Source organism: Novosphingobium rhizosphaerae (assembly GCF_050920675.1).
GTDB classification, from domain to species: Bacteria; Pseudomonadota; Alphaproteobacteria; order Sphingomonadales; family Sphingomonadaceae; genus Novosphingobium; species Novosphingobium rhizosphaerae.
Genome location: NZ_CP137861.1, coordinates 2,103,716 through 2,128,474 on the forward strand (window position 1 = coordinate 2,103,716; position 24,759 = coordinate 2,128,474).

Below are 24,759 nucleotides of genomic sequence, written 5' to 3' on the forward strand. Positions count from 1 at the left end.
GGGGGATTTTCGCCCCCCGCGCCCGCGCTCAGTTCATGAACCAGCCGTGGCTGGCCACCAGCGACTGGCCGGTGAGGGCATTCGTCGGGAAGGCGGCAAAGAACAGCGCCACTTCGGCAATATCGTCCACCGTGGTGAATTCGCCGTCCACGGTCTGGCCGAGCATGACCTTCTTGATCACCTCGTCCTCGCTGATCCCCAGTTCCTTGGCCTGTTCGGGAATCTGCTTGTCCACCAGGGGGGTGCGGACAAAACCGGGGCAAATCAGGTTGGTGCGCACGCCCTTCTTGCCGCCTTCCTTGGCGATCGTGCGGGCCAGGCCCTCAAGCCCGTGCTTGGCCGTGACATAGGCGCTCTTGAGCGGGGAGGCTTCCTTGGAATGGACCGAACCCATGAACAGGATCGCGCCGCTGCCCTTGGCATACATGTGCGGCAGCACGGCCTTGCTGGTGAGGAAGGCGCCATCGAGATGGATCGCCAGCATCTTTTTCCAGTCAGCAAAGGCGAAATTTTCCACCGGGTTGACGATCTGGATGCCCGCGTTTGACACCAGGATGTCCACCCCGCCCCAGGCGTCCACCACTTTGGCAACGCCGGCGTTGACCTGGTCCTCGCTGGTCACGTCCATTTCCACTGCCATCGCCGCGCCGGGATGATCGGCGTTGATGCCATCGGCAGCGGCCTGCGCCGCGTCCAGCTTGAGATCGGCAATCGCCACGCGCCCGCCGGCCTGGGCATAGCGCTTGGCAATGGCCAGGCCGATGCCGCTGGCCGCCCCGGTGACGATGGCGATCTTGTTGTCGAGGTTCATCTTTTCAAACTCCAGGTCTGGTCGGTCCCCAGAAGGTGTGCCGGCCCTGCCGTCAGGCAAGGTCGAGCGTGACGATGCCGCGCTGCGGGCGCTGGCGATGTTTCCAGCGCGGGCTGGCAAACGAGCGTTCCACATCGCGGCGGCCATTTTCCCAATGGCCGTTCACCGTCATGCGCGAAAACTCGTAATCCTTGCTTTGGGTTTCATAATCCTCGCCGCGATTGATCAGGTGCAGGATCGTCACCGGCCCATCCTGGGCGTGGGCGGTCAGCGTGGCGAGGTCTTCGTCCTTGGCAAATTCGGGTGGCAGGCGCTCGGCCAGCCGTGCCGCGGCGGCTTCGAGCGCCTCGATCCGCTTTTGCATGTCGGTGTTGAGCCGGGTGCGGCTGGAAAAGCGGATGTCCTTTTCGCGCTGCGCGCTTTCGGCCAGGCTGCGCGGCATCATCCCGCGTGCGGAGAAGAGATCCACCTGGAACACCAGCACCGGATCGCGCGCGGCCTGCGCACGGGCGCTGTCGTGCCGGTCTGCCTCGCGCGCGCGCTCGTCCAGCACGAATTGCAACGGCGTGTTGGAAACGATGCCGCCGTCCCAATAGGGTTCGCCATCCACCATGACCGGCGGGAAGCCCGGCGGCAGGGCGCCGCTGGCCATCACGTGTTCGGGTTCGATCAGGCGGTCGCGGTTGTCGAAATAGGCGAAATTGCCGTTGAGCACGTTGACCGCGCCAACGCTGAACCGCACTTTGCCGCTGTTGATCAGGTCGAAATCCACCAGTTCGAGCAGCGTCTGGCGCAGCGGGCTGGTGTCGTAGAGGCTGATCGAATCGGGCGAGCCGGGCAGGGCCAGCCACGGCGGCGTGGTGCGCGGCGTGAAGAAACCGGGAATGCCGGTAAGCGCAACCGACGCGGCGGCCCATTCGTTGAACAGGCGGCGGCCCCAGCCATCGGCGAACGGTGAAGGGTAAGGGATGCGCGACGATGCCTGTTCCCAGAACGCGCGCAAGTTGCGCACGCGCCGCTCTGGCGGGTTGCCCGCAATCAGCGCGGCGTTGATCGCGCCGATGGAAATGCCCGCCACCCAATCGGGGCTATAGCCTTCGCCAGCCAGTGCCTCGAACACTCCGGCCTGATAGGCGCCCAGCGCGCCGCCGCCCTGGAGCACCAGAACACATCGTTCGCGCGTTGCATCGGCCATCGTGGTCTTTTTCCGCCTTGTCGTGCGCCGCCTGCGTGCAGTGCAGCGCGGTGCAGTGTGGGAGGGCAACGTGAAACTGGCAAGACGGGTTCCGCCACCCCGGTTCCGATTGTTGGGGCGCCACTTGCAGATTTCGCATGTGCTGGGCGGGGGCGTGGCGGAGAAACTTGCGCGGCTTTGGAATTCGCCTGCTTTCCATGCGGGCAATCCCACCCTACATGGGCTGCATCATGGCAAGACCAACTCCCCAGGCCTTCGACAAGAAGAAGATCGTCGCCGAAAACCGGCGCGCGCGGTTCGAGTATTTCATCGAAGACGTGTACGAGGCCGGCATCGCCCTGACCGGCACCGAAGTGAAATCGCTCCGCTTTGGCGAAGGTTCGATTGCCGAATCCTATGCCGAGGTGAAGAACGGCGAAGTTTGGCTGGTCAATTCCAACGTGCCCGAATTCAGCCACGGCAACCGTTACAACCACGAGCCCAAGCGCCCGCGCAAGTTGCTGTTGAAAGAGCGTGAAATCGCCAAGTTCCATGGCGCGGTAGAGCGCAAGGGCATGACACTGGTGCCGCTGTCGGTCTATTTCAACGGCAGGGGCCGGGCCAAAGTGGAACTGGCCCTGGCCAAGGGCAAGAACGCGGCAGACAAGCGCGCCACGATCAAGGATCGCGATTGGCAGCGCGACAAGGCGCGGATCATGCGCGAACATAACTGAACGCGATTCTTGGCCCGCGGCTTCATCGCTTGGCAAGCTGGGCGGGTGCAGGATCGCGGCGAACGCCTTGGCCGCCACCATTGCTGCCACAACCACCAGGAACTGCCGTTTCGATGCATCAGAAGATAGCCACGATGGTCCGCTCCTCGATGCCCACGCGCGAGCAGATGGAGCGCAACCGCTTTACCGGGCCGCTTGCGGCGCGGGCGGAACTGTGGCGCTTCACCCGCCGCTCGGTGCCGCGCGGCGTGGCGATCGGCCTGCTGGTGGGCATCTTCGCGATGATCCCGGGGGTGCAGATCGCGGGTGCTGCGGCCATGTGCCTGCCGTTTCGCGGCAATATCCCGATTGCTGCAGGGATGACGTTCCTCTCCAATCCGGCGACAACGCCGCTGTTCATTGCCGCCTCGCTCGCGCTAGGCAACTGGTTTGGCTTCCACGCCGATGTCGCCACGTTCATGGGGCTGTTCGAACGCGGCGCCAGCCTTTCGGAATGGACGGGCTGGCTGCTGTCCGATGCGGCCCCCGCGCTGGTGTTTGGCCTGTTCGTGATCTCGGTGGTGGCTGCCGCGCTGGGCTATGTCATCGCGGCGTTTGCCTGGCGCTGGTGGACGGTGCACAAGCGGCGCACGCGCTTGGCCATGCGCGCCGGGCATTGATGAAGTGGGCGGGCTTTGCCGCCTGCAGGGGTGAAGGGAGCGAGCGTGCCGGCCGCAGCGGGCGACATCGAGGGGGAGAGCGACCGCTCGGCCACGCAGGCGGGTGCAGGCCCGGCCTGGCGACGCGATGCCATTGCGGTGGCCGCGGCAGCGGCGCTCGGCGCTCTGGTGCTGTGGCTGGTCGCGGGCGATGCGGTTCTCGCGCTGGCCTATCTCGTCGGCCTTGGTGCGCTGGTTCTGGCGGCGCGGCTGGTCGTGCGGTTCGTGCCCCAACGGGCCGATGCCGCCTTGGCGGCGCCCGATTGGTCGGTCACTTTCACGGCGATCGAACGGCCTGACGAAGCGCTGGCGATCATCGACCGGGCCGGGCGCCTCGCTTGCGCCAACAGCCGCTTTGCCCAATGGTTTGGCCATGCCGCGCCCCCGCGCGTGCCGCTCGATGGGCAAGACGCCGATGCACTCGATGGCGCGGTGCGGGCCGCATGGCGCGATGGCCGGGCGCATCTGGACCAGGTTGCCTCGCCCAAGGGGCGCTGGCGGGTAGACCTGCTGCGCGCCGGGCGCGGACAGGATCACCTCGTCTGCCGTTTCGTGCCGCTGGCGCAGGCCGATCTGGTGGCCGACATGGCCGGTCATGTCGCGGGCAAGCTCGGCCGCGCGCTGGCGCGCGAGGGTATCCAGGCCGCCGTGGTCATGCCCGATGGGCGGGTGCGGGCGGCCAACACCGCCTTTGCCGCCCGCGCCAATGGCGAGGGCAGCGCCGTTGTCGGCAGCGATTTCGTTTCCTGGTTCCGCGCCGATGATAGCGAGCGCATCTTCTATGCCCGCGAAGGCGCGCGGGGCATGCCGGTGCGTTTTGTCCATGTGCCGGTTGTCGATCCCGATGGCGTGGCAGGCACCGGGGCCATTTCCGATCCGGCACGGGTGCCCTCGCTGTTCCTGATCATCGACAACGATGGCGCGCTCGGTGATGCGCGCGCGGGGCTTCCACAGATCGAGGCGCTGCTTTCGCGCCTGCCGCTCGGCCTGGCGATGACCGACCGCGATGGCCGTTTTCTCTTTGCCAACCGTGCTTTCCTGCGCGCCGCGGGCCACGACGATACCGTCCCGCCGCCCTATCCGTCCGACCTGGTGATCCGCGAAGACAAGGGCGCCCTGGCCGATGCCGTGCGCCGCTATACCCAGGGCGCGCCCACGGCCGGAGACGTGGCCGTGCGGCTCCGGGCTTCGCCCGAAGAGCCGGTCTCGCTCAGCCTGGCTGGTGTGCGCGGCATGGGTGAGGGGGCGGTGCTGCTGTCCCTCAAGGATTCGACCGAGGAAGCCCGCCTCAAGCGCGAGATCGCCCAGGCGACCAAGATGCAGGCCGTGGGCCAGCTGGCCGGGGGCGTGGCGCACGATTTCAACAACGTGCTCACCGCGATCATCGGCTATTGCGACTTGATCCTGATGCGCCACACGCCCGGTGACAGCGATTACGACGATATCCAGCAGATCAAGGCCAATTCCAACCGTGCCGCCTCGCTCACCCGGCAATTGCTGGCGTTCTCGCGCCAGCAGACGCTGCGCCCCGAAGTGCTGCAACTGCCCGATGTGGTGGCCGAGGTTTCCACGCTGTTGAAGCGCCTGCTGGGCGAGAAGATCCAGCTCGACGTGACGCACGACCGCGATCTGGGCCTGGTGCGCGCCGATCCGGTGCAACTGGAGCAGGTGCTGCTCAACCTGGCGGTGAACGCGCGCGACGCAATGACCGCCAATGGCACCGATACCAAGGCTGGCGGCACGCTGCGCATCGCCACGCGCCGCGTCACCGCGAATGACGTGCGCGCGATGAAAAGCGAAATCCTCCCGATCGCGGATTACACCGCGCTGGTCGTGGAAGACACCGGGCACGGCATCAAGCCTTCGCAGATCGGCAAGATTTTCGAACCGTTCTTCACCACCAAGGAAAAGGGCAAGGGCACGGGCCTTGGCCTGTCCACCGTCTATGGCATCGTCAAGCAATCGGGCGGGTTCATCTTTGCCGATAGCGAGGTGGGCAAGGGCACGCGCTTTACCATCTACCTGCCCGTCCACGTGCCCGATCCGGCCGAGGCGGCCGAAGCCGCGCGGCCCAAGGCCGAAACGCGCCGCACGGAGTGGACCGGCGGCGGGCGCGTGCTGCTGGTGGAAGATGAAGACACCGTGCGCGCCGTGGCCGAACGGGCCCTGGTGCGCCAGGGCTATGAAGTGACCACTGCCGCCGATGGCGAAGACGGGCTGGAAGCACTCGCCCGCATCATGGCCGCGGGCAACGACATCGACCTCGTGGTGTCCGACGTCGTCATGCCTTCGATGGACGGGCCCGCCATGGCGCGTGAGATTCGCCGGGTGAAACCCGATCTGCCCGTGCTGTTCATGTCCGGCTATGCCGAGGAACAGCTCCGCCGCGAGATCGACATTCCCAACATGCATTTCCTGGCCAAGCCGTTTTCCGTGGCGCAGATCGTGGCGGCGGTGGAACAGGTGCTGCGCGGCGGCTGATTGCCCCTCCACCACCCGCCACGCGGGCGTTCCCCGTTCCCATCGCTGCGGGACAGGGAAGATCAAGCAGGTCCACCCCCTGCTGGGGGAGCGTGGCAGGCCGCAGGCCTGACGAAGGGGGCAAGGAACAAAGCCACCCTGAGTCGCCAATCCTGCCACGATGGAAGCATTTCCCGATATTCGCAAAAGACCATGATTTCGCGTCTGTTGCGGCCCGCTTCAGCTTGCAAACAGGCCCGGAAATCCCCATGATTCCAAGCGACGGCAGGAATTGTCGCCAGTCTGGAGTGAAATTTATGTTCCCCTCTTGTTCCTATGGAACAGAGTGAGTACATTGTTCTGCGTGTTGACGGTTCGTGTCAGCCATCTCTAGGCAAGGGGAAGCAGCCATGGCGGCGCAGCTCAAGCTCATTCAGGAAGGCAAAGAAAAGGACATGGATCGTCAGAAGGCGCTAGACGCCGCGCTGGCCCAGATCGACCGCGCATTCGGCAAGGGCTCGGTGATGAAGCTGGGCTCGAAAGAGACGATGCAGGTGGAGGCTGTTTCCACCGGCTCGCTCGGGCTTGATATTGCGCTGGGCATCGGCGGCCTGCCGCGCGGCCGCATCATCGAAATCTATGGTCCGGAAAGCTCGGGCAAGACCACGCTGGCGCTGCACGCCATTGCCGAGGCGCAGAAGACCGGTGGCACCGCTGCCTTCGTCGATGCCGAACACGCGCTTGATCCGGTCTATGCCAAGAAGCTGGGCGTCAACATCGACGAACTGATCGTCTCGCAGCCCGACACGGGTGAGCAGGCGCTGGAAATCGTCGATACGCTGGTCCGTTCCAACGCGATCGACATCCTGGTGGTGGACTCGGTGGCCGCGCTGGTCCCCCGCGCCGAAATCGAAGGCGAAATGGGCGATAGCCATGTCGGCCTTCAGGCCCGATTGATGAGCCAGGCGCTGCGCAAGCTGACCGGCTCGATCAGCCGTTCGCGCTGCATGGTGATCTTCATCAACCAGGTGCGCATGAAGATCGGCGTGATGTACGGCAACCCGGAAACCACCACCGGCGGCAACGCGCTCAAGTTCTATGCCTCGGTCCGTCTCGACATCCGCCGCACCGGCCAGATCAAGGATCGTGACGAAATCACCGGCAACACCACCCGCGTGAAGGTGGTCAAGAACAAGGTCGCCCCGCCGTTCAAGCAGGTGGAGTTCGACATCATGTATGGCGAAGGCATTTCCAAGATCGGGGAAATCCTCGATCTGGGGGTGAAGGCCGGCCTGGTGGAAAAGTCGGGCGCATGGTTCAGCTATGATTCCGTGCGCATTGGCCAGGGCCGTGAAAACGCCAAGAACTTCCTGCGCGAAAACGGCGAGCTGCGCGATCGGCTGGAAGCCGCGATCCGCGCCCGCACCGAGCAGGTGGCCGAAGGCCTGATGGCCGGCCCTGACGCCGACGACGACAACTGATCGGCGCGGCAGGCGCCCGGCGCGCCTGCTGGCCTTTCACCCGATATCCTGATCGGCGCGCCACCCATTGCGGGCGGCGCGCCGATTACGTTTTGTTTCCCGGCGTTTGCGCTGCCCGCCTGGCGCGTTTAAAGCGCGATGAGGCACAGTGGGAACCGGCTCCGTCGAAAAATCGCACGGCAGCAAAGCCTTGGTCCGCTTCACCACCATGGAGGCACGGCATTTCGATCCATACAGACACGACACCACAGCCCGTCCTGAACGCAGGGGGTTGGCGCGCGCGCTGGGCGGCCTGGATGACGGACGGCGTCGATCATGATGCCACGCTGCGGCAGGTGGTCGAGGATTCGGGATGGTCGGGCCGCTATGCCTTCCTGATCGTGATTTCGGCGATGCTCTCACTGCTTGGCCTGCTGATGCCGTCGGTGGCGGTGCTGATCGGTGCCATGCTGCTGTCGCCGCTGATGATGCCGATCATTGGCCTGGGCTTTGGCATCGCCACCCTGGATTTTGCCGAAATGCGCCGTTCCGCCTTTGCGCTGGGGGCCGGATCGGTGATCGCCGTGGTGCTGTCCATCGTGCTCGTCCGCCTCTCCCCGATCCAGACCATCACCACCGAGATTGCCGGCCGCACCCATCCCACCCTGTTCGATCTGCTGGTGGCGCTGCTGTCTGCCGTGGCGGGTGCCTATGCCCTGATCCGCGGGCGGGGCGGCGCGGTGGTGGGCGTGGCCATTGCCATTGCCCTGATGCCGCCGTTGGTGGTCGTGGGCTTTGGCCTTGCCACCGGGAACGCCACGGTGTGGGGCGGGGCGCTGCTGCTGTTCGTGACCAACGCCGTGACCATCGCATTGACCGCCGCGCTGGTTGCCCGCGTCCATGGGTTCGGCAGCCACCTTTCGCCCCACCACACCGGCCTGCAACTCACGATGTTTCTGGCCGCCCTTGGCCTGCTGTCCGTGCCGCTCGGTGCGGGCTTGCGGCAGATCGCGTTCGAATCGCTGGTCCAGCGCCAGGTGCGCGACACCATTCGCGAACGCTTTCCCGACAGCGCCCGCCTTGGCCAGTTGGACATCGATTACAGCGCCCGGCCAATCCGCGTGCGTGCCATGATCCTCACCCCCACGGTCGATCCGACGGCCGATGGCCATCTTGCCGATGACTTGCGGGCGCGGCTGGTGCAGCCGGTCGATATCCATGTCGATCAATTGCGCACGGCGCAGGAAGTGGGCGCGGCCGAAGCGGCGCAGATCGCCCACGCCGCCGATGGCGATGGGGCCTATGGCGACGGATTGAACGCGGCCGTGGCGCGCCTGGCGCAAGTGGCCGGGGCGGCGCCCGATGTGGTGAGCGTCGATCGCGCCACCCGCACGCTGACCGTCGCCGCCGCGCCGCTTCCGGGGCTGAGCATGGCCGGCTACCGCATGCTGGAACAGCGCGCGACCGCGCCCGAACCGGGCTGGACGGCGCACCTCGTGCCCCCAGCGGATGCACCGTTGCCAGCCATCGTCCCGGTTGACGGCGTGATCGATCCCGCCGCGCTGGATGCTGCCGCCTGGGCCGCTCAGCGCCGGGGCCTTGCGCTCAGCGTGCGCGGCGGCACCGCGCGCCAGCGGCAGGCCGTGGCCGCTGCCCTTGCCGAAAACGCGGCCAGGGCCGATGAAGGGGACGCTGGCGGTCCGCTCCGCCTGGCATGGGGCCAACCGCAGGAAGACAGGCAACGATGACCGGGACAAGCGATTGGCAGGGTGGCGTCGGCCGTGCCTGGGCCGAAGAGTGGCAGCGTACCGATCGCTCGTTCTGCGCGCTGACGCCGGTGCTTCTGGCCGCCATCGCCGCGCAACCGGGTGCCCGCATCCTGGATATCGGCTGCGGCGCGGGGGAACTCTCGCTCGCCGTGGCGCAGGCGCGCCCGGCCGCGCAGGTGCGCGGCATCGATGTCTCGGCTGATCTGGTCGAGGCAGCCCGGCAACGCGGGCAGGGCTGCGCCAATGCCCGGTTCGATCTGGCCGATGCCGGGGCCTGGTCCGATCCCGCGTTCGTGCCCGATCTGCTGGTCTCGCGCCACGGGGTGATGTTCTTTGCCGATCCGCCGGCCGCGTTTCGCCAGTTGGCCGCTTCCGCCGCGCCGGGTGCGCGGCTGGTCTTTTCCTGCTTCCGTGCGCCGGCACACAATGCCTGGGCCAGCACGATGGCCGGCCTTGCGCCGCCGCCGGCCAGCCTGCCCGATCCCCGCGCTCCTGGCCCATTTGCCTTTGCCGATCCCGATCATGTCCGCACGATGCTGGCCGGATGGACCGACCTGGCATTCACGCCCCACGATTTCCGCTATCGTGCCGGGGAAGGCGCCGATGCAGAAGCACAGGCGCTGGCCCTGTTCCGGCGCATCGGCCCGGCGGCCTCTGCCCTGCGCCAGGCGGCAGAGGCCGATCGCGCCGGTATCGAACACCGGCTGCGCCAGGTGATTGCCGCGCATCATCGGAACGACGAAGTATCCTTCGCCGCTGCCGCCTGGATCGTTACCGCCACGAAAGCGTAAAGCGATCACGGTTAGCGATGAATCCCGCTTGTTCCGCAGCCGCGCCTCGCCTAATCGGCGGGTCATGACTTCGACGAACGAAATCCGCCGGTCCTTCCTGGAATACTTCGGCTCCCAAGGCCACGAAGTGGTGCCGTCCGCGCCGCTCGTTCCGTATAACGACCCGACGCTGATGTTCACCAATGCGGGCATGGTCCCGTTCAAGAACGTCTTCACGGGCCTGGAAACGCGCGCCATTCCCCGCGCCACATCTTCGCAGAAGTGCGTGCGCGCCGGGGGCAAGCACAACGATCTGGACAACGTGGGCTATACCGCGCGGCACCACACGTTCTTCGAAATGCTGGGCAATTTCTCGTTCGGCGATTACTTCAAGGAACAGGCGATCACCAACGCCTGGACCCTGCTGACCAAGGTGTGGGGCATCCCGGCTGAAAAGCTGCTGGTGACGGTCTATCACACCGACGAAGACGCTGCCGCGCTGTGGCGCAAGATTGCCGGCTTGAGCGATGACAAGATCATCCGCATCGCCACCAAGGACAATTTCTGGGCCATGGGCGACGATGGCCCATGCGGCCCGTGCTCGGAAATCTTCTACGATCACGGCGCGCATATTCCCGGTGGCCCTCCCGGCAGCCCGGACGAGGACGGCGATCGCTTCATCGAGATCTGGAACCTGGTGTTCATGCAGTTCGAGCAGGCGGCCGGCGAAATCGTCGGCAATCTGCCCAAGCCCTCGATCGACACCGGCATGGGCCTGGAACGCATCGCTGCCGTGCTCCAGGGTGAGCACGACAACTATGACACCGATACGTTCCGCGCGCTGATCGCCGCTTCGGAAAGCCTGACCGGCGTCAAGGCCAGCGGCGAGCACACTGCCAGCCACCGCGTGATCGCCGATCATCTGCGCTCGTCCAGCTTCCTGCTGGCCGATGGCGTGCTGCCCTCGAACGAAGGGCGCGGCTATGTGCTGCGCCGGATCATGCGCCGCGCCATGCGCCACGCCCATCTGCTGGGCGCCAAGGATCCGCTGATGCACCGCCTGGTGGGCTCGCTGGTTACGGAAATGGGCCAGGCCTATCCCGAACTCGGCCGCGCGCAGCCGCTGATCGAGGAAGTGCTGCAGCGCGAGGAAACCCGTTTCCGCCAGACCCTGTCCAACGGCTTGCGCCTGCTCGACGAAGCCTCGGCCGGGCTGGGCGAGGGTGACAAGCTGCCGGGCGAAACCGCGTTCCGCCTCTACGACACGTTCGGCTTCCCCTATGACCTCACCGAAGACGCCCTGCGCGCCCGTGGCGTGAGCGTGGACCGCGCCGGTTTCGATGCCGCCATGGCGCAGCAGAAAGCTGCCGCCCGCGCCGCGTGGAAGGGGTCGGGCGACGCTGCATCGAGCGAAGTGTGGTTCGACATTGCCGAGCGCGAAGGCGCGACGGAATTCACCGGCTACACCGCCACCAGCGGCGAAGGCGTGGTGGTTGCGCTGGTCAAGGACGGCGCGGAAGTGCAGGTGGCCCAGGCAGGCGACAGCGTGACCGTGCTGACCAACCAGACGCCGTTCTATGGCGAAAGCGGTGGCCAGATGGGCGATACCGGCACGATTGCCGGCGCTGATGGCCTCAAGATCACCGTGACCGACACCGCCAAGCCGCTTGGCCGCCTCCATGCGCACCAGGCCGTGGTGGATGCGGGCACGATCAAGGTGGGTGATGCCGTGCAACTGGTCGTCGATGTCGCGCGCCGCGATGCCACGCGTGCCAACCATTCGGCCACGCACCTGCTGCACCAGGCGCTGCGCAACCGCCTGGGCGGGCATGTCACGCAGAAGGGCTCGCTCGTCGCGCCCGATCGCCTGCGCTTCGACTTTTCGCATCCCACCGCGCTGACCGCCGACGACATCACCGCGATCGAGGCCGAAGTGAACGCGGAAATTCGCGCCAACGAGCCGGTGACGACGCGCCTGATGACGCCCGACGATGCCATCGCGGCCGGCGCCATGGCGCTGTTCGGCGAAAAGTATGGCGATGAAGTGCGTGTGCTCTCGATGGGCCGCCACACCACCGACAAAGTCTATTCGGTGGAACTGTGCGGCGGCACACACGTGCGTGCGCTGGGGGACATCGGCGTGTTCCGCATCGTGGGCGAAAGCGCGGTATCCTCGGGCGTGCGCCGGATCGAGGCGCTCACCGGCGAAGGCGCGCGGCAGTGGCTGATCGGCCGCGAAGACGCGCTCAAGCACACCGCCAGCCTGCTGCGCACCACGCCCGATGAAGTGGAAGCCCGCGTGGCCGCCCTCATCGACGAACGCCGCAAGCTGGAACGCGAACTGGCCGAAGCCAAGAAGGCCCTGGCCCTGGGCGGCGGCGGCGCCAAGGCCGAGACGGCCGACGAAGACGTGGCCGGCACGAAGTTTTCCGGGCAGGTGCTGGAAGGCCTTGATCCCAAGGAACTGCGCGGCCTTCTCGACCAGGCCAAGCAGCGCCTGGGCTCGGGTGTCGCGGTGATCGTGGCCGTCAACGAAGGCCGCGCCGCCATCGCAGCCGCGGTGACCGAAGACCTCGCTGGCAAAGTCAGCGCCGTCGATCTGGTGCGCGCGGGCGTGGAAGCGCTGGGCGGCAAGGGCGGCGGTGGCCGTCCCGACATGGCCCAGGGCGGCGGCCCCGATGGCAGCAAGGCGGCCGATGCCCTGGCCGCAGCCAAGGCCGTGCTGGCCCGCTGATCGGCAAGGCAAGGCAGGATTAAAAAGGGCCGGTGCGCGCGCGCCGGCCCTTTTTGCTGGTCAGGCCTGGGCCAATGGCAGTTCCACCCGAAAGATCGCGCCAGATCGATCCTGACGGTTGCTCGCCACAATGCGCCCGCCGTGCGCCTCCGCCAGTTTTTCTGCGAGGGCGAGGCCGAGCCCGCTGCCCGGCCGGCCCGCCACCTTGTCGGCGCGCGATCGCCAGAACGGCATGAACAGGCGCTGGGCATCCTGCGGGGCAAACCCGCCCCCTGCATCGATCACTTCGATGATGGCCCGGTGCCCGTCGGTGCGGCTGCTCACCTGGATACGGCTGCCCACCGGCGCATGCTTGATGGCATTGGTCAGCAGGTTGAGGAAAATCTGGCTGAGCCGCACGGCATCGCCATGCACTTTGCCCCCGGCATAGTGTTCGGCAAATTCCACCTCGGCGGCCACGGCGCTGCCGCGCAGGTCGGTCACGCACACGCGCAGCACGTCGTCCACCATCAGGTTGCGCCGATCCAGCGCCAGTTCGCCGGCATCGGCATGGGCCAGGGTTTTCAAGTCCTCCACGATCCGTCCCAGGTGCTCCACTTGGCGCAGCAACCGATCGGCTTCTGCCGCGGAAGCGGGCACCATGCCATCGGCAATGCCATGCAGCCGTCCCTTGAGGATGGTCAGCGGCGTGCGCAACTCGTGCGTGACGCCGGCGGTGAACACCGTGCGCTCGCGCTCATAGGCCTCGATGTCGGAAGCCATGCGGTTGAAGCTGTCGATCAAGGTGCCCACTTCGCCCGAAACCCGCCCCTTGGCGACCCGAACCGAGCGATCGCCGGCTGCCACGGCTGCGGCCGCCTCGGCCACGGCGATGATCGGTTGGCTGATCCGCCGTGCCAGGAGAACCGCAACCGTGCCGCCGGCCACGATCGACGTGATGCCGATGGCCAGGATGAAGCCGGCATCGCTGATATCGAGTGCGCCGCTGCCATAGCGTTCGAACAGCGCGAAATAGCGTGGGCTGGCCTGCTGGCCATGGGCGATCAGGCCGGCCAGTTCCTGCCGCGCTTCGGGCGGCATGTGCTTCATCATCACCTGCAGATGAAAGTAAGCTGCGCCGTAATAGGCGATCAGCCCCACCGCCATGGTGATGGCGATCATCACCCCGGCCAGCGCGATCAACCGCGCGACGATGCTGTTCAACGCTCGGCCCACAGCCGATATCCGATGCCGCGCACGGGCTCGATGATGTCGGGGCAACCGGCCATCATCAGCTTCTGGCGCAAGTTGGAAACGTGGCTGTCCACCACCCGGTCATAGGCGTCGCTGTCGGGCGAAATCGCCTCCAGCAGTTCCGCGCGCGAGAAGGCCCGGCGCGGATGCGCGGCCAGATGGGCCAGGATGCCGAATTCGCTGGGCGTAAGCGGCAGGCGTTGGCGGTTCTCGGCCGGGCCGCAACTGGCGGTGCGGGCATCCAGGTCGATTTCCACCGGGCCTGCCGCAAATAGGCGGCGCAAGCGGCCGCCCCGCGTGCGGCGCAGCACGGCGCGGATGCGCTCCACCACTTCGGACGGGTTGAACGGCTTGACCACGTAGTCGTCCGCGCCGATCCGCAAGGACGACAGCTTGGTGACTTCATCGTCCACCGCCGTGACCATGATCACCGGCGTATCCACCCGGCGGCGGACCGAACTGAGCACGTCGAGCCCGTCGCCGCCGGGCAAGCCGATGTCGAGCAGGACGAGATCGGGGGCAAATTGCGCATGCTGGCGCACCGCCTCTTGGTAGCTGGTGGCGCGGGCCACGGCGAATCCGGCATTTTCCACGTACAGCGTGAGGATTTCTGCAATCTCGCGCTCGTCTTCCACGATCAGGATGCGGTCGGTCATCGGTGTGCCTCTTCACCCGATCCATGGCACGGCAGTGTTGAGAAATGGTCGAGAGCGCCTCGATCGTTTCTTGATCGCTTGCCCATCGGCCCTTGATCGCGCCGGGCTAACTGCCGTGGCGGAGCCGGCGCCCCCTGCCGGCGATGCACAAGGAAGCGCATATGTTCCGTCCTCACCATCTTGCTGCCCTGGCCATGGTTTCCGCGCCTTGGGCCACCAAGGCCCACGCGCAAGACGCCGAAAAGGGGATCTATGCCGTGGCGCGCGCCGGCGGCGTGATCCAGCCCGATCAGAAGCTCGATCGCAATGGCCTGCCCAATGTCACGATCGACGACAACACCAAGTATCGCACCGGCGTGACCGGCGAAATCGGCGGTGGTTATGATTTCGGCATGTTCCGCCTGGAACAGACCATCGGCTACACCGATCTCAAGCTCAACCGCGATCGCGCCGAGGCCGGCGGGTTCCTGGCCGATGGCCGCGCCAAGATGTTCACGATGAGCGTGAACGGCTATGTCGATATTCCGCTCGGCCGCGTTTTCGTGCCCTATGTCGGCGGTGGCGTGGGTGTAGCGCGGGTCGATGCCGATCTTTCGCGCGTGGATGCCGTGACCGGCGCGGGCAGCAGCTATTCCGGCAAGGACTGGGGCTTCCTGTGGCATGCCGATGCGGGCCTGGGCATCAAGGTGTCGCGCAAGGCGACGGTCGAAGTCGGCGCGCGCTACACCCGTGTCAGCAGCCTGACGTTCGACGGCCAAAGCGATGGCGTCGCCACGCAGTTCGCGCCGCAACTCAATGGCATTTCCGGCACCGTGGGCCTGCGTTATCGCTTCTGATCGCGGGCAGATTGGCGGGGTGGCGCGCCGATCGGCGTTGCCGCCCGCTGCGCGCGCGCGCAGCCAAGCCGATCAGGCGGGGCGATCGCGCAGCCGGCTGGCCTTGAGGCGGGGTGGAGTGGCCAGTTCGCCTTCGGCCATGATCTGTTGGCGAAACTGGTCGCGCTTTTCATGGATCGAGGCGATCACCGGGCCCATCGGCACGCCCAGATCTACCAGTACCGCTTCCGAAAGTTGGAGCGAACTTTCCAGCGTTTCGGGCACGGCATGGCTGGCCCCGGCGCGATAGAGCTGGGCGGCATGGCCGGCATCGCGCGCACGCACGATGATCGGTACATCCGGCGCCAGGCTGCGCAGCTTGCGCACGATGCGCAGGGCCAGCACCGGTTCGTCCATCGTCACGATCACTGCGCTGGCCTCGGCCAGGTTCAGTCGTTCGATCACGGATGCGCTGTCGATATTTCCGAACAGCACCGGCAGCCCGGCCGACCGCGCGGCGCGCACCACCGCCGGTTCGGCATCGAGCGCGAGGTATGGGCGGCCATGTTCGGTCAGCATTTCGCCGATCAGCCGGCCGACGCGGCCAAAGCCCAGGATCACGGTGCGATTGCCCTCGGGTTCGTCCACGGCAACCTCGTCCGGGCGCACGCGGTTGCGCACGCGGCCCGCGCCAACCTGGCCCACTTTGGCCAAAAGCGGCGTGATGGTGAGGCCGATGGCGGTGACGATTTGCCAGAATTGCGCGGTGGCCGGCTGGATCAACTGGGCCTGGGCCGCCGTGCCCAGCACGATCAGCGTGGTTTCCGAAGGGCTGGACATCAGGATGCCGGTTTCCAGCGCGGTGGAACGCTCCTTGCCCCAGAACAGCAGCAGCAGCCCGGTAACGAGCGCCTTGGCCACCACCACGCCGGCCACGCCGAGCGCCAGCGGCCAGAAATTGGCCACCAGCACGCGCAAGTCGATCCCCATGCCCACCGTGATCAGGAACACGCCCAGGGCCAGGCCCTTGAACGGCTTGGTGATTGCTTCCACCTCGCCATGGTATTCGGTTTCGGCGATCAGCAGCCCGGCGAGAAGGGCGCCCATGATCGGCGACAGGCCGGCCGCCCCGGTGGCGAGCGAGGCAACGATCACCACCAGCAGGCTGGCGGCCAGGAACAGTTCCGGGCTCTTGGTCTTCGCCGCCTGGGCGAACAGCGGCGGCAGGCCAAAGCGGCCGAACACCAGCAGCGCAATGATGACCGCGCCGCCCTTCCACAGCGTTTCGACCATGCTTGGCGCGTTGGCCGCTGCCACCGGGGCCATGGCGCCCAGCAGGAAGATGATCGGCACCAGCGCGATGTCTTCGAACAGCAGCATGGAAAGCGCGGCGCGGCCCACCGGGCCCTGCGTGCCGGAAATTGGCAGCACCAGCGCGGTGGACGAGAGGGCGAGCGCCAGGCCCAGGCCCAGTGCACCGGCCACTGGCTGGCCCAGCAGCATCAGCCCCAGCCCGACCAGCAGCGCCGAACCGACCAGTTCCATCGCGCCCAGGCCCAACACCAGCCGGCGCATCGACCAGAGGCGATTGAACGAGAGTTCCAGCCCGATCTCGAACAGCAGCAGGATAATGCCGAATTCGGCAAAGGGCTCTATCGCGTGGGGATTGGATATCGTGACGTAATGGAGCCAGGGCACGGCCTGCGCCAGCGAACCCAGGCCATAGGGGCCCACGAGCAGCCCGACGAGAATGAAGCCGATGATCGGCGTAATGCGGAACCGCGCAAAGGCGGGAATGACGATACCCGCCGCGCCCAGGATCACCAGGGCATCGGACAGGGCGGACGTGGATGCGAACTGGCCTGCCATCGGCCCAGGCTAGGGGTTATGGTCGCGCTTGGCCACCCCCGGCTCACGTAAGATTGTGTGACTGGGGCAAAAGAATGCCGCCGATCCGGATCAAGGCGGTGAAATTTTCTCGGCCTAGGTCGTGAACTCATAAATGGCGCCCCCGAGGCGCCAAAATGGCGAACATATCGGGCCAAAGTGCCCGCCGTGAAGGCTGGTAGCCTTTGCAAGGGCACTTTGGGCTGAGATGGAAGCCATTTTGGCGTCCCTTCGGGATTTGACCCAAAGGCCCCTTCGCAGCGTCGAAAGCACTTGAAATATGTAAGATATTCCTGCGCGCTTTCTCCTCGCGACGGGGCCTTTGGCCTCAAACCTCGGGGGCGCCATTTATGAGTTCACGACCTAGACAGCCGGTGCGATCATTTCGGCGGTCTCGAACCGGCGCTCGGCAAGATCGTCCGGGGCTATCCAGAATTGCAGCACGTGGTCTCCCAGGTGATGACCCAAGGCTTCATCGGCGGACAGTTCCAGAAGCAGCAACTCGCGGCCGGTGCGGTCGGACTGGTCGCTCTCGGTTTCCGACGGCGCGGCCAGCAGGCGATCGGGTACGCGGGCGTGCACCCGTGCGGCGGTGCGCACGGCCAGGGCGTGGCGATAGGCCAGCCTTGCCACCAGTTCGTCCGGGAACGGAGCCGTGCTGCCGGGCAAGGCATGCAGCGTGGTTTCCACCGCCGTCACGCACCCGCGCGGCGCAACGAGCCGGGCGAGCGGGGCATACCCGGAAAACCATTCCCAGAACGCCTGGCGCACCGGCTCGGTCACGTCGGCAAAGGCGGGTTTCGTGCGGGCAAGCGCGTGCCATTCGCCGCATTCGCTTGCGATCCGGGCCAGCAGGGCGCGGCGTTCGTCTTCGCCCGCCTGGGGCCACAGCGTGCGTGCGGCGGCTGGCATCGTGCGTCCCGCTTCGCGAGACAGCATGGCCACCAGCGTCTGGATCGCCAGCCAATCGTGTGGAAAGCCGGGCCACGGGCGGTCCATCAGCCCATCGTCCCCCACGTTGAAATCGTTGGGGGACAGCGCAAAGACCGCAACGGGCGAGCCCTGCGCGGCCAGCAGGGCATCGGCCGTTGTGCTGCCTTCGGGCCAGGTCAGCGGCGGGGCGGCAGGATCGTGGGCGGCGGCGGTGAGTTCGATCACCGCCGGGGCAAAGGGCCAGCGCGGCAAAACCTGTGGCGCATCGGCAGCATCGAGCGCCCAGGGCCAGGCTTGCGCCGTGGTATCGCCATAGGCCGGGGGCAGGTCGCCCGGCGGGTCGGCCTCGGTCCAGGTTGCGTCGTCTGCTTCGTCCAGCCAGATCACGCGCCCGTGCGCCGGGTGACCGGTGCCTGGTGCGGCGGCCAGATCGGCAAAGAACAACAGCGCCCCGCTGCCGGGCAGCACGCCCAGCCGGGCACGAGGCGCCACGGCGGCGCAATCCACCTGCAACAGGAAATGCAGGGGCAGGCCAGTTCGGGGCGAGCGCGGCCAATCGAGCGGGGCGGGGGTGAAGGGAACGCCGCCATAAAAGCTGCGTGCGCCGGCGGGCGCGGGGGGAAAGGCCTGGCGAAACACCACCGCTTGGCGCAGCGCGCCGGCAATCGTGGCGGGCAACCGTGCAGGCGCGGCGGTCTCGGCGGCGGGCGGCGCAGTGGCCGCTTCATGCGCGGCGGCGGCCTGGGCGGCGGTCACGAACGCGGGCAGGTCGGGTGCCGCATCGGCTGCGGGAGACTGACTTTGCGCAACGGCGCTGCCGGGGCCAAAGCTACGGCGGCGCACGATCGGGGCAGGGGCATCCTCGGCCAGTTCGGGCTCTGCCAGGGCAGCAGCCTTGCGGCGGCGGATGATCAGCAGCACCACAAGCGCGCCGAGCGCTGCCACCAGGGCCAGCCCGATCCCCGCCAATGCCGCCAATTCCCGCATGCTACCCCCTTGTGCGCAGCTCCGTCACCCGAAACCGCATCTGTTCGTGCTAGCCGGTTCCCACCCCAAAAGAAAAGGCCCCGGCGAGAGCCGGAGCCTTTCTTTTTCATGCGAAATGGCGCGGGTTCAGGCCCAGCTGGCCATTTCCTTTTCCAGGTTCTCGACGATCGCCTCGAAGAACTTTTCCGTGGTCATCCACGGCTGGTCCGGGCCGATGAGGATCGCGAGGTCCTTGGTCATCTTGCCGCTTTCCACGGTATGGATGCAAACGCGCTCCAGCGTTTCGGCAAAACGCACCACTTCGGGGGTTTCGTCGAACTTGCCGCGATACATCAGGCCGCGCGTCCAGGCGAAGATCGATGCGATCGGGTTGGTGCTGGTCGCCTTGCCCTGCTGGTGCTGGCGATAGTGGCGCGTCACGGTGCCGTGCGCCGCTTCGGCTTCCACGGTCTTGCCGTCGGGCGTCATCAGCACCGAGGTCATCAGGCCGAGCGAGCCGAAGCCCTGGGCCACGGTGTCGGACTGCACGTCACCGTCATAGTTCTTGCACGCCCAGACGAACTTGCCCGACCACTTGAGCGCCGAGGCGACCATGTCGTCGATCAGGCGGTGCTGGTATTCGATGCCGGCGGCGGCGAACTTTTCCTTGAAGCCTTCGCTGTCGAACACTTCCTGGAACAGGTCCTTGAAGCGGCCGTCATAAGCCTTGAGGATGGTGTTCTTGGTCGACAGGTAGACCGGCCAGCCCAGGTTCAAGCCATAGTTGAAGCTGGCACGGGCGAAATCGCGGATCGAATCGTCGAGGTTGTACATCGCCATCGCGACGCCGGCCGACGGGAAATCGAACACGTCGAGATCGATCGATTCGCCGTTCACGCCGTCGAACACCAGACGCAGCTTGCCGGGGCCGGGGATCAGCGTGTCGGTCGCCTTGTACTGGTCGCCAAAGGCATGGCGGCCGACCACGATCGGGTCGGTCCAGCCCGGAACCAGGCGGGGCACGTTCTGGATCACGATGGGTTCGCGGAACACCACGCCGCCCAGGATGTTGCGGATCGTGCCGTTGGGCGACTTCCACATCTTCTTGAGGCCGAATTCTTCCACGCGGGCTTCGTCCGGGGTGATCGTGGCGCACTTCACGCCCACGCCGTACTGCTTGATGGCGTTGGCCGAATCGATGGTGATCTGGTCGCCGGTCTCGTCGCGCTTTTCGACCGAAAGGTCGAAATACTTGAGGTCCAGGTCGAGGTAGGGAAGGATCAGGCGTTCGCGGATCCATTCCCAGATGATGCGGGTCATCTCGTCGCCGTCGATCTCGACGATCGGGTTCTTCACCTTGATCTTCGCCATAGCCGTCCTGTTGCCTTGCCTGGGGAGTTGAACTTACCGCCCCCTTAGCAGGTGCGGAACGCGGCGCAAGCACGGGGCCGGTGATTCTTGGCGGGGGTTGCGGTTTTCACGGCGCGGCCCGCAGGTCATAGATTGCCTCGCCCACGCGGACCCTGTGGCGCCGCACGATGTGCCAGCCGGCGTCTTCGAGCAGGCGGGCAAAGCGCAAGGGGCCGTGGCGGTGCAACCAGATCACTTCCTTGCGACGCAGGTGCAGCGCCCACAGCACGTCCTGGACCGAGGCGTGGTTGTACGACAGCACGACCCGATCGAATTGCCGCAGTTGCGCAAACAGGCGCGGCAGATCGGTCACGTACTCCACCACGCCCAACATGGCGGCGGCGCGTTCGGCAAAGGGGGGCAGGGGATCGGCGTTGAGATCGGTCAGCACCGTGCCCGGGCCGCGATCGACGATATCCACCGGCACATAGCGGGTGGCGGCAGGCAGATGATCGCGCAGCGGCATCAGTCCGCAGCCGATGTCCACCACGCCCGGTTCACCCGCCAGCCAGGTGGCGGCCTGGCGCGTGCGGCGGTCCCACCGGTCTTGCAGGGCAGACCAGTACAGGCGCTGGCAAGCCAGTGTCGCATCGGTGGGGGCATCATTCATCCCGGGCAGGTGGCCCGCCTGGCGTGGCAACATCAAGCGCAGTTGGCTCGCATGTGGCGCAATTGCCGAGGAAACCCGCCCAAGCCGGGCTATGCGCAGCGCTCAATTAATTTTGTAGACAATGTTGCACGCCCGGCCGAACTCTCCGCCACCATTTCCCAAGCCTCGCATTGGCGCTCGCCATTGCCGATCAAGGAGCCTTGCCATGTCATCCTCCCGCTTGTCCCGCCGCGCTGCCCTGGCCGGTCTTGCCGCCGGGGGCGCGGCCCTGGCATCGCCCACGCTGGCCGCGCCCGCGGGAGCATCAGCGGGCAAGAAGCTGAATTTCCTGTATATCATGGCCGATGACATGGGGTATGCCGATGTTTCTTGCTATGGCCGGCGCGACTATGCCACGCCCGCCATCGATGCGCTGGCAGCGCAGGGCGTGCGCTTTACCCAGGCCTATGCCAACAGCGCGGTGTGCACGGCCACGCGCGTGGCGCTGATCACCGGGCGCTATCAGTATCGCTTGCCGGTGGGCCTGGAAGAACCGCTCGCCCAGCGCGCGGTGGGCCTGCCGCCCAGCCAGCCCACTTTGCCCTCGCTGCTGCGCAAGGCCGGCTATGCCACCGGCCTGATCGGCAAATGGCATCTGGGCAGCCTGCCCGATTACGATCCGCTCAAAAGCGGCTATGACGAATTCTGGGGCATCCGCAGCGGCGCGGTGGACTATTACACCCATGCCAATTCGGGCGGAAAGCCGGATCTGTGGGACGGGGCCACCCCGGTGCAACAGGCCGGATACCTGACCGACCTGATCGGGGACCATGCCGTGGCGGCGGTCAAGCGCAACGCCGGGATTGCCAAGCCCTGGCTGCTCAGCCTGCATTTCACCGCGCCGCACTGGCCGTGGGAAGCGCCCGATGACGACAGCGAATCCAAGCGCCTGGCACAGTCGAAAGACCCCGAAGCGTTGATGCATTTCGATGGCGGCGGCCAGAAGACCTATGCCGCGATGGTACAGCGGCTTGACCTGCAGGTTGGCCGCATTCTCAAGGCGCTGGCCGAATCCGGCCAGGCAGACAACACCGTGGTGGTGTTCACCAGCGACAATGGCGGCGAACGCTTTGCCGATACCTGGCCGTTCACCGGCAAGAAGACCGAACTGCTCGAAGGCGGCTTGCGCATCCCGGCCATCGTACGCTGGCCGGGCCTGGCCAAGCCCGGCACCACCAGCGAGGCGCAGATCATCTCGATGGACTGGCTGCCCACCTTCGTGGCGGCGGCGGGCGGCGCGCCCGATCCGGCGTTCGCCCCCGATGGCATCGACATCCGCGCCGCGATCGCCGGCGGCACGCTGCCCGAGCGCACGCTCTACTGGCGCTACAAGTTGCACGACCAGCAGGCCGCGCGCCGGGGTAAGTGGAAATACCTGAAGATCGGGGACAACAGCTTCCTGTTCGACGTGGAAGCCGACCCGCTGGAGCGCGGCAATCTCAAGGCGCTGCATCCCGATGTGTTCGCTGCGTTGACGCAGGACTGGAACCGGTGGAACGCCACGATGCTGCCGCTTGATCCGCAAAGCTATAGCCACGGGTTCACCGCGGCCAAGCTCGCCGATCATTTCATCGCGGTGGATTGATCATGGGCGGAAGGGGCGGCCCCGGCCGCCCCTTCACCAACAACAAAAAACCCCGCCGAAGCGGGGTTTTGCCGATGGTGGGCGTAGCAAGGATTGAACTTGCGACCCCTACGATGTCAACGCAACGCTTGGGTGTGGAAATGGCGGAAAACCGCCATTTGTTCTCATCGCGATCTAAGAACGTTCCTGGAACATCGGCGTTTTTTGCGCGATTCTCACGCAAAACTCACGCAAGGCTTTCCTCCCTACTCCGCCGCCTGTTCGCCTGGCACTGCCCCTACCAAGCGCCCGGCTGCACTATGCGCGACATGTGCCCTGATTGCCGGAGAGACACGGCCTGGTGATCACTGATCGTGCTGCCCAGCCTGCTCGTCCCGTCGCGGCCAGCTTGACGCGTTTGTTCTCTTCCTGTTCTCGTTTTCGGCATGCGAATCGCCCCGCCCGACCAGGACCGACTAACACGCCTCGCGCTCGAGGCCGTGAGCGAGGCGGCGGCTGAGGCGCAGGAGCAGATCGTCGAGATCACTCCAGGCCTCCGCATCGCTCTGCACTGGCTCGTAGCACGTGGACTGCTGCAGCGGTGGCATGTGCGCGAGTTTCTGGATGCAGTGGGAGGTCCGATCAAGGATCACGGGAACCCTGGCGCAGACTGGTATTGCAAGGGTAGCCAAGCGCACAGCTTGTTGGAATATTGCCATCGGGAGTTGGGGTTGCCCCGAGCGTTCGGCCCCGCACAATGGCTTCGCGAGCGCCGCTGGCACGATGAGATGCTTGACCCTGCCACCGGCCGCGCGCAGCCTTGGCTTATGTGCAACAGGTATCGGCCAGGCGAGCGCGAAACCATCCGCCAGCATTTTGGTGCCAAGATGTGGCGCGAGATCAACGACGGGCCTGCGATCGTGCACCCTAAGGATCCTGGCTGGGTTGTGCGTCAGGTCGATGGCGCGCTGGTGCTCGACCAGATGACGTGGGGCTTTCCCGTCGTGCTGACCGGGCGCAAAGGTCAGCCGCTCAAGCCCAAGCCGGTCAACAATGCACGCATGGACAAGCTGGGCGGCTTCTGGCGGCGCTGGACCGGGCCTGAGCACCGCTGCTTGATCCCGGCCACGTCCTATGCCGAGGCCGTGGGACCGTCGGGCGAGATGACCGCCACTTGGCTGTCGATCAAGTCGATGCCGGTTTTCGCTTGGGCCGGCCTATGGCGCGACAGCGACGAGTGGGGGCCGGTCTATACCGGCGTGATGACCGACAACGCGCCGGAGCTTGCCTCTATCCACGACCGATCGCCGGTGATTCTGGCGCGCGAGGATTGGCCCGCATGGCTGACCGGGCCGGCCGATGGCTTGGCGCGGTTCGATCGGCCGTGGCCGGCGGCGGATGTGGTCGTGGATGCGACGCGGGTGCTCTGGAAGGACGGCGGCCTAGAAAGCGAATTCGTGTGACAGCGACTGGCGCTTGATTCGAATCAGGCGCAGATTGGATCCTTGATCGACCGCAAATTCGCGAAACGTGGCCTGTGGATGACGGGCAGAAGCTTGTAGACATTTTATTGTCCACAACAACTCTGGCCCCGCGGAAAATATTTCACAAATCCTAATTTTTACTTGAAGTCGTGGATAACCTACGGTTCGCTGCACTGCAGCAGCTGCAGCTAGCGACGAAGCGAATCGTGTGTGCGACGAAATGCAGCGACCTTATGGGCATCGCCCACTTGCTCGTTGCACCGTGTCCACGCACTATGAGTTACGGGCATCGCAATCAGGAATAAAAGTCTGAGCGGGAATCCCGAAGCCGCAGAAATCCAAGGAGCAGATATCGAGCGCTAGGAGGATCCGGGGAATTGCCGGAATAGAAAAAGGGCCGCCCCGTCTGGAGCGACCCCTTCCTGAAAAGTCCGGACGGCTAGCCGTCGCGATCTCTCCCTTCGCAAGTAGAGCGTCGCACGATTGCCCTCCGGACTCAACCCCAGTTGATAGGAGGTGCGAATGGTTCGCATCCGGTCGTACCTACGCGTC

The 24,759-nt window shown here is 66.0% G+C and carries 18 protein-coding genes; 10 read left to right on the forward strand and 8 right to left on the reverse strand.

The features are described from left to right. Nucleotides 1-28: 28 nt before the first annotated feature. Both R9J51_RS09645 and R9J51_RS09650 read right to left on the reverse strand, forming a co-directional pair. Complete coding sequence (locus R9J51_RS09645) at nt 29-811, reverse strand: 3-hydroxybutyrate dehydrogenase (protein WP_168554332.1); 783 nt, start codon at nt 809-811, stop codon at nt 29-31. 52 nt (nt 812-863) lie between these two features. Beyond that, nucleotides 864-2,006 carry a patatin-like phospholipase family protein gene (locus tag R9J51_RS09650; protein ID WP_169473928.1) on the reverse strand — a complete coding sequence of 381 codons (1,143 nt, stop codon included), beginning with the start codon at nt 2,004-2,006 and terminating at the stop codon, nt 864-866. 230 nt (nt 2,007-2,236) lie between these two features. Here R9J51_RS09650 and smpB point away from each other — a divergent pair, with 230 nt between their 5' ends. The 7 genes from smpB to alaS all read left to right on the forward strand — a co-directional run bounded on the left by smpB (nt 2,237) and on the right by alaS (nt 12,610). Continuing rightward, nucleotides 2,237-2,719 (forward strand): SsrA-binding protein SmpB, encoded by a 483-nt coding sequence (smpB, locus tag R9J51_RS09655; protein WP_168554333.1) that lies wholly within the window; start codon nt 2,237-2,239, stop codon nt 2,717-2,719. A 113-nt stretch (nt 2,720-2,832) separates the two neighbouring features. Then, nucleotides 2,833-3,378 carry a DUF2062 domain-containing protein gene (locus R9J51_RS09660; RefSeq protein WP_168554334.1) on the forward strand — a complete coding sequence of 182 codons (546 nt, stop codon included), beginning with the start codon at nt 2,833-2,835 and terminating at the stop codon, nt 3,376-3,378. A gap of 45 nt (nt 3,379-3,423) precedes the next feature. Then, nucleotides 3,424-5,898, forward strand: coding sequence for an ATP-binding protein (locus R9J51_RS09665; RefSeq protein ID WP_432787963.1), 2,475 nt, complete (start codon nt 3,424-3,426; stop codon nt 5,896-5,898). A gap of 389 nt (nt 5,899-6,287) precedes the next feature. Next, nucleotides 6,288-7,358 carry a recombinase RecA gene (gene recA / locus R9J51_RS09670; RefSeq protein ID WP_168554335.1) on the forward strand — a complete coding sequence of 357 codons (1,071 nt, stop codon included), beginning with the start codon at nt 6,288-6,290 and terminating at the stop codon, nt 7,356-7,358. A gap of 296 nt (nt 7,359-7,654) precedes the next feature. After that, a complete protein-coding gene (locus R9J51_RS09675) occupies nt 7,655-9,085 on the forward strand; it encodes a DUF389 domain-containing protein (protein ID WP_179504324.1) in 1,431 nt (476 codons plus the stop codon). Continuing rightward, on the forward strand, nt 9,082-9,897 hold the full coding sequence (locus R9J51_RS09680; RefSeq protein ID WP_179504325.1) for a class I SAM-dependent methyltransferase: 816 nt from the start codon (nt 9,082-9,084) through the stop codon (nt 9,895-9,897). The genes R9J51_RS09675 and R9J51_RS09680 overlap by 4 nt, the downstream gene beginning before the upstream one ends. 64 nt (nt 9,898-9,961) lie before the next feature. Continuing rightward, nucleotides 9,962-12,610: an alanine--tRNA ligase gene (gene alaS, locus R9J51_RS09685; RefSeq protein ID WP_179504326.1), complete on the forward strand. Its 2,649-nt coding sequence runs from the start codon at nt 9,962-9,964 to the stop codon at nt 12,608-12,610. 60 nt (nt 12,611-12,670) lie between these two features. Here the strand turns inward: alaS and R9J51_RS09690 are convergent, their stop codons facing one another. Together R9J51_RS09690 and R9J51_RS09695 are read right to left on the reverse strand one after the other, a co-directional pair. Continuing rightward, nucleotides 12,671-13,813 carry an ATP-binding protein gene (locus R9J51_RS09690; RefSeq protein WP_179504327.1) on the reverse strand — a complete coding sequence of 381 codons (1,143 nt, stop codon included), beginning with the start codon at nt 13,811-13,813 and terminating at the stop codon, nt 12,671-12,673. After that, nucleotides 13,810-14,499, reverse strand: a complete 690-nt coding sequence (locus R9J51_RS09695; RefSeq protein WP_179504328.1) for a response regulator transcription factor — start codon at nt 14,497-14,499, stop codon at nt 13,810-13,812. Before R9J51_RS09695 ends, R9J51_RS09690 begins: the two co-directional genes overlap by 4 nt. Nucleotides 14,500-14,660: 161 nt before the next feature. Between R9J51_RS09695 and R9J51_RS09700 the strand changes: the two genes are divergently transcribed. Further along, a complete protein-coding gene (locus R9J51_RS09700; protein WP_179504329.1) occupies nt 14,661-15,335 on the forward strand; it encodes an outer membrane beta-barrel protein in 675 nt (224 codons plus the stop codon). A gap of 72 nt (nt 15,336-15,407) precedes the next feature. Here R9J51_RS09700 and R9J51_RS09705 read toward each other — a convergent pair whose 3' ends face one another. The 4 genes from R9J51_RS09705 to R9J51_RS09720 all read right to left on the reverse strand — a co-directional run bounded on the left by R9J51_RS09705 (nt 15,408) and on the right by R9J51_RS09720 (nt 21,120). Next, nucleotides 15,408-17,183, reverse strand: a complete 1,776-nt coding sequence (locus tag R9J51_RS09705; RefSeq protein ID WP_179504330.1) for a cation:proton antiporter domain-containing protein — start codon at nt 17,181-17,183, stop codon at nt 15,408-15,410. A gap of 381 nt (nt 17,184-17,564) precedes the next feature. Further along, entirely contained in the window at nt 17,565-19,121 is a 1,557-nt protein-coding gene (locus R9J51_RS09710; protein WP_179504331.1) for a DUF1963 domain-containing protein, read from the reverse strand. Between the two features lie 126 nt (nt 19,122-19,247). Continuing rightward, nucleotides 19,248-20,471: an NADP-dependent isocitrate dehydrogenase gene (locus R9J51_RS09715; RefSeq protein ID WP_179504332.1), complete on the reverse strand. Its 1,224-nt coding sequence runs from the start codon at nt 20,469-20,471 to the stop codon at nt 19,248-19,250. Nucleotides 20,472-20,577: 106 nt separating this feature from the next. Beyond that, on the reverse strand, nt 20,578-21,120 hold the full coding sequence (locus R9J51_RS09720) for a class I SAM-dependent methyltransferase (protein ID WP_168554345.1): 543 nt from the start codon (nt 21,118-21,120) through the stop codon (nt 20,578-20,580). Between the two features lie 205 nt (nt 21,121-21,325). Between R9J51_RS09720 and R9J51_RS09725 the strand changes: the two genes are divergently transcribed. Together R9J51_RS09725 and R9J51_RS09730 are read left to right on the forward strand one after the other, a co-directional pair. Further along, the gene (locus R9J51_RS09725; protein WP_179504333.1) at nt 21,326-22,744 is read left to right on the forward strand and encodes a sulfatase-like hydrolase/transferase; all 1,419 of its coding nucleotides are present in this window, start codon (nt 21,326-21,328) and stop codon (nt 22,742-22,744) included. Nucleotides 22,745-23,223: 479 nt separating this feature from the next. Next, the gene (locus R9J51_RS09730) at nt 23,224-24,186 is read left to right on the forward strand and encodes an SOS response-associated peptidase (RefSeq protein WP_432787964.1); all 963 of its coding nucleotides are present in this window, start codon (nt 23,224-23,226) and stop codon (nt 24,184-24,186) included. Nucleotides 24,187-24,759: the final 573 nt, after the last annotated feature.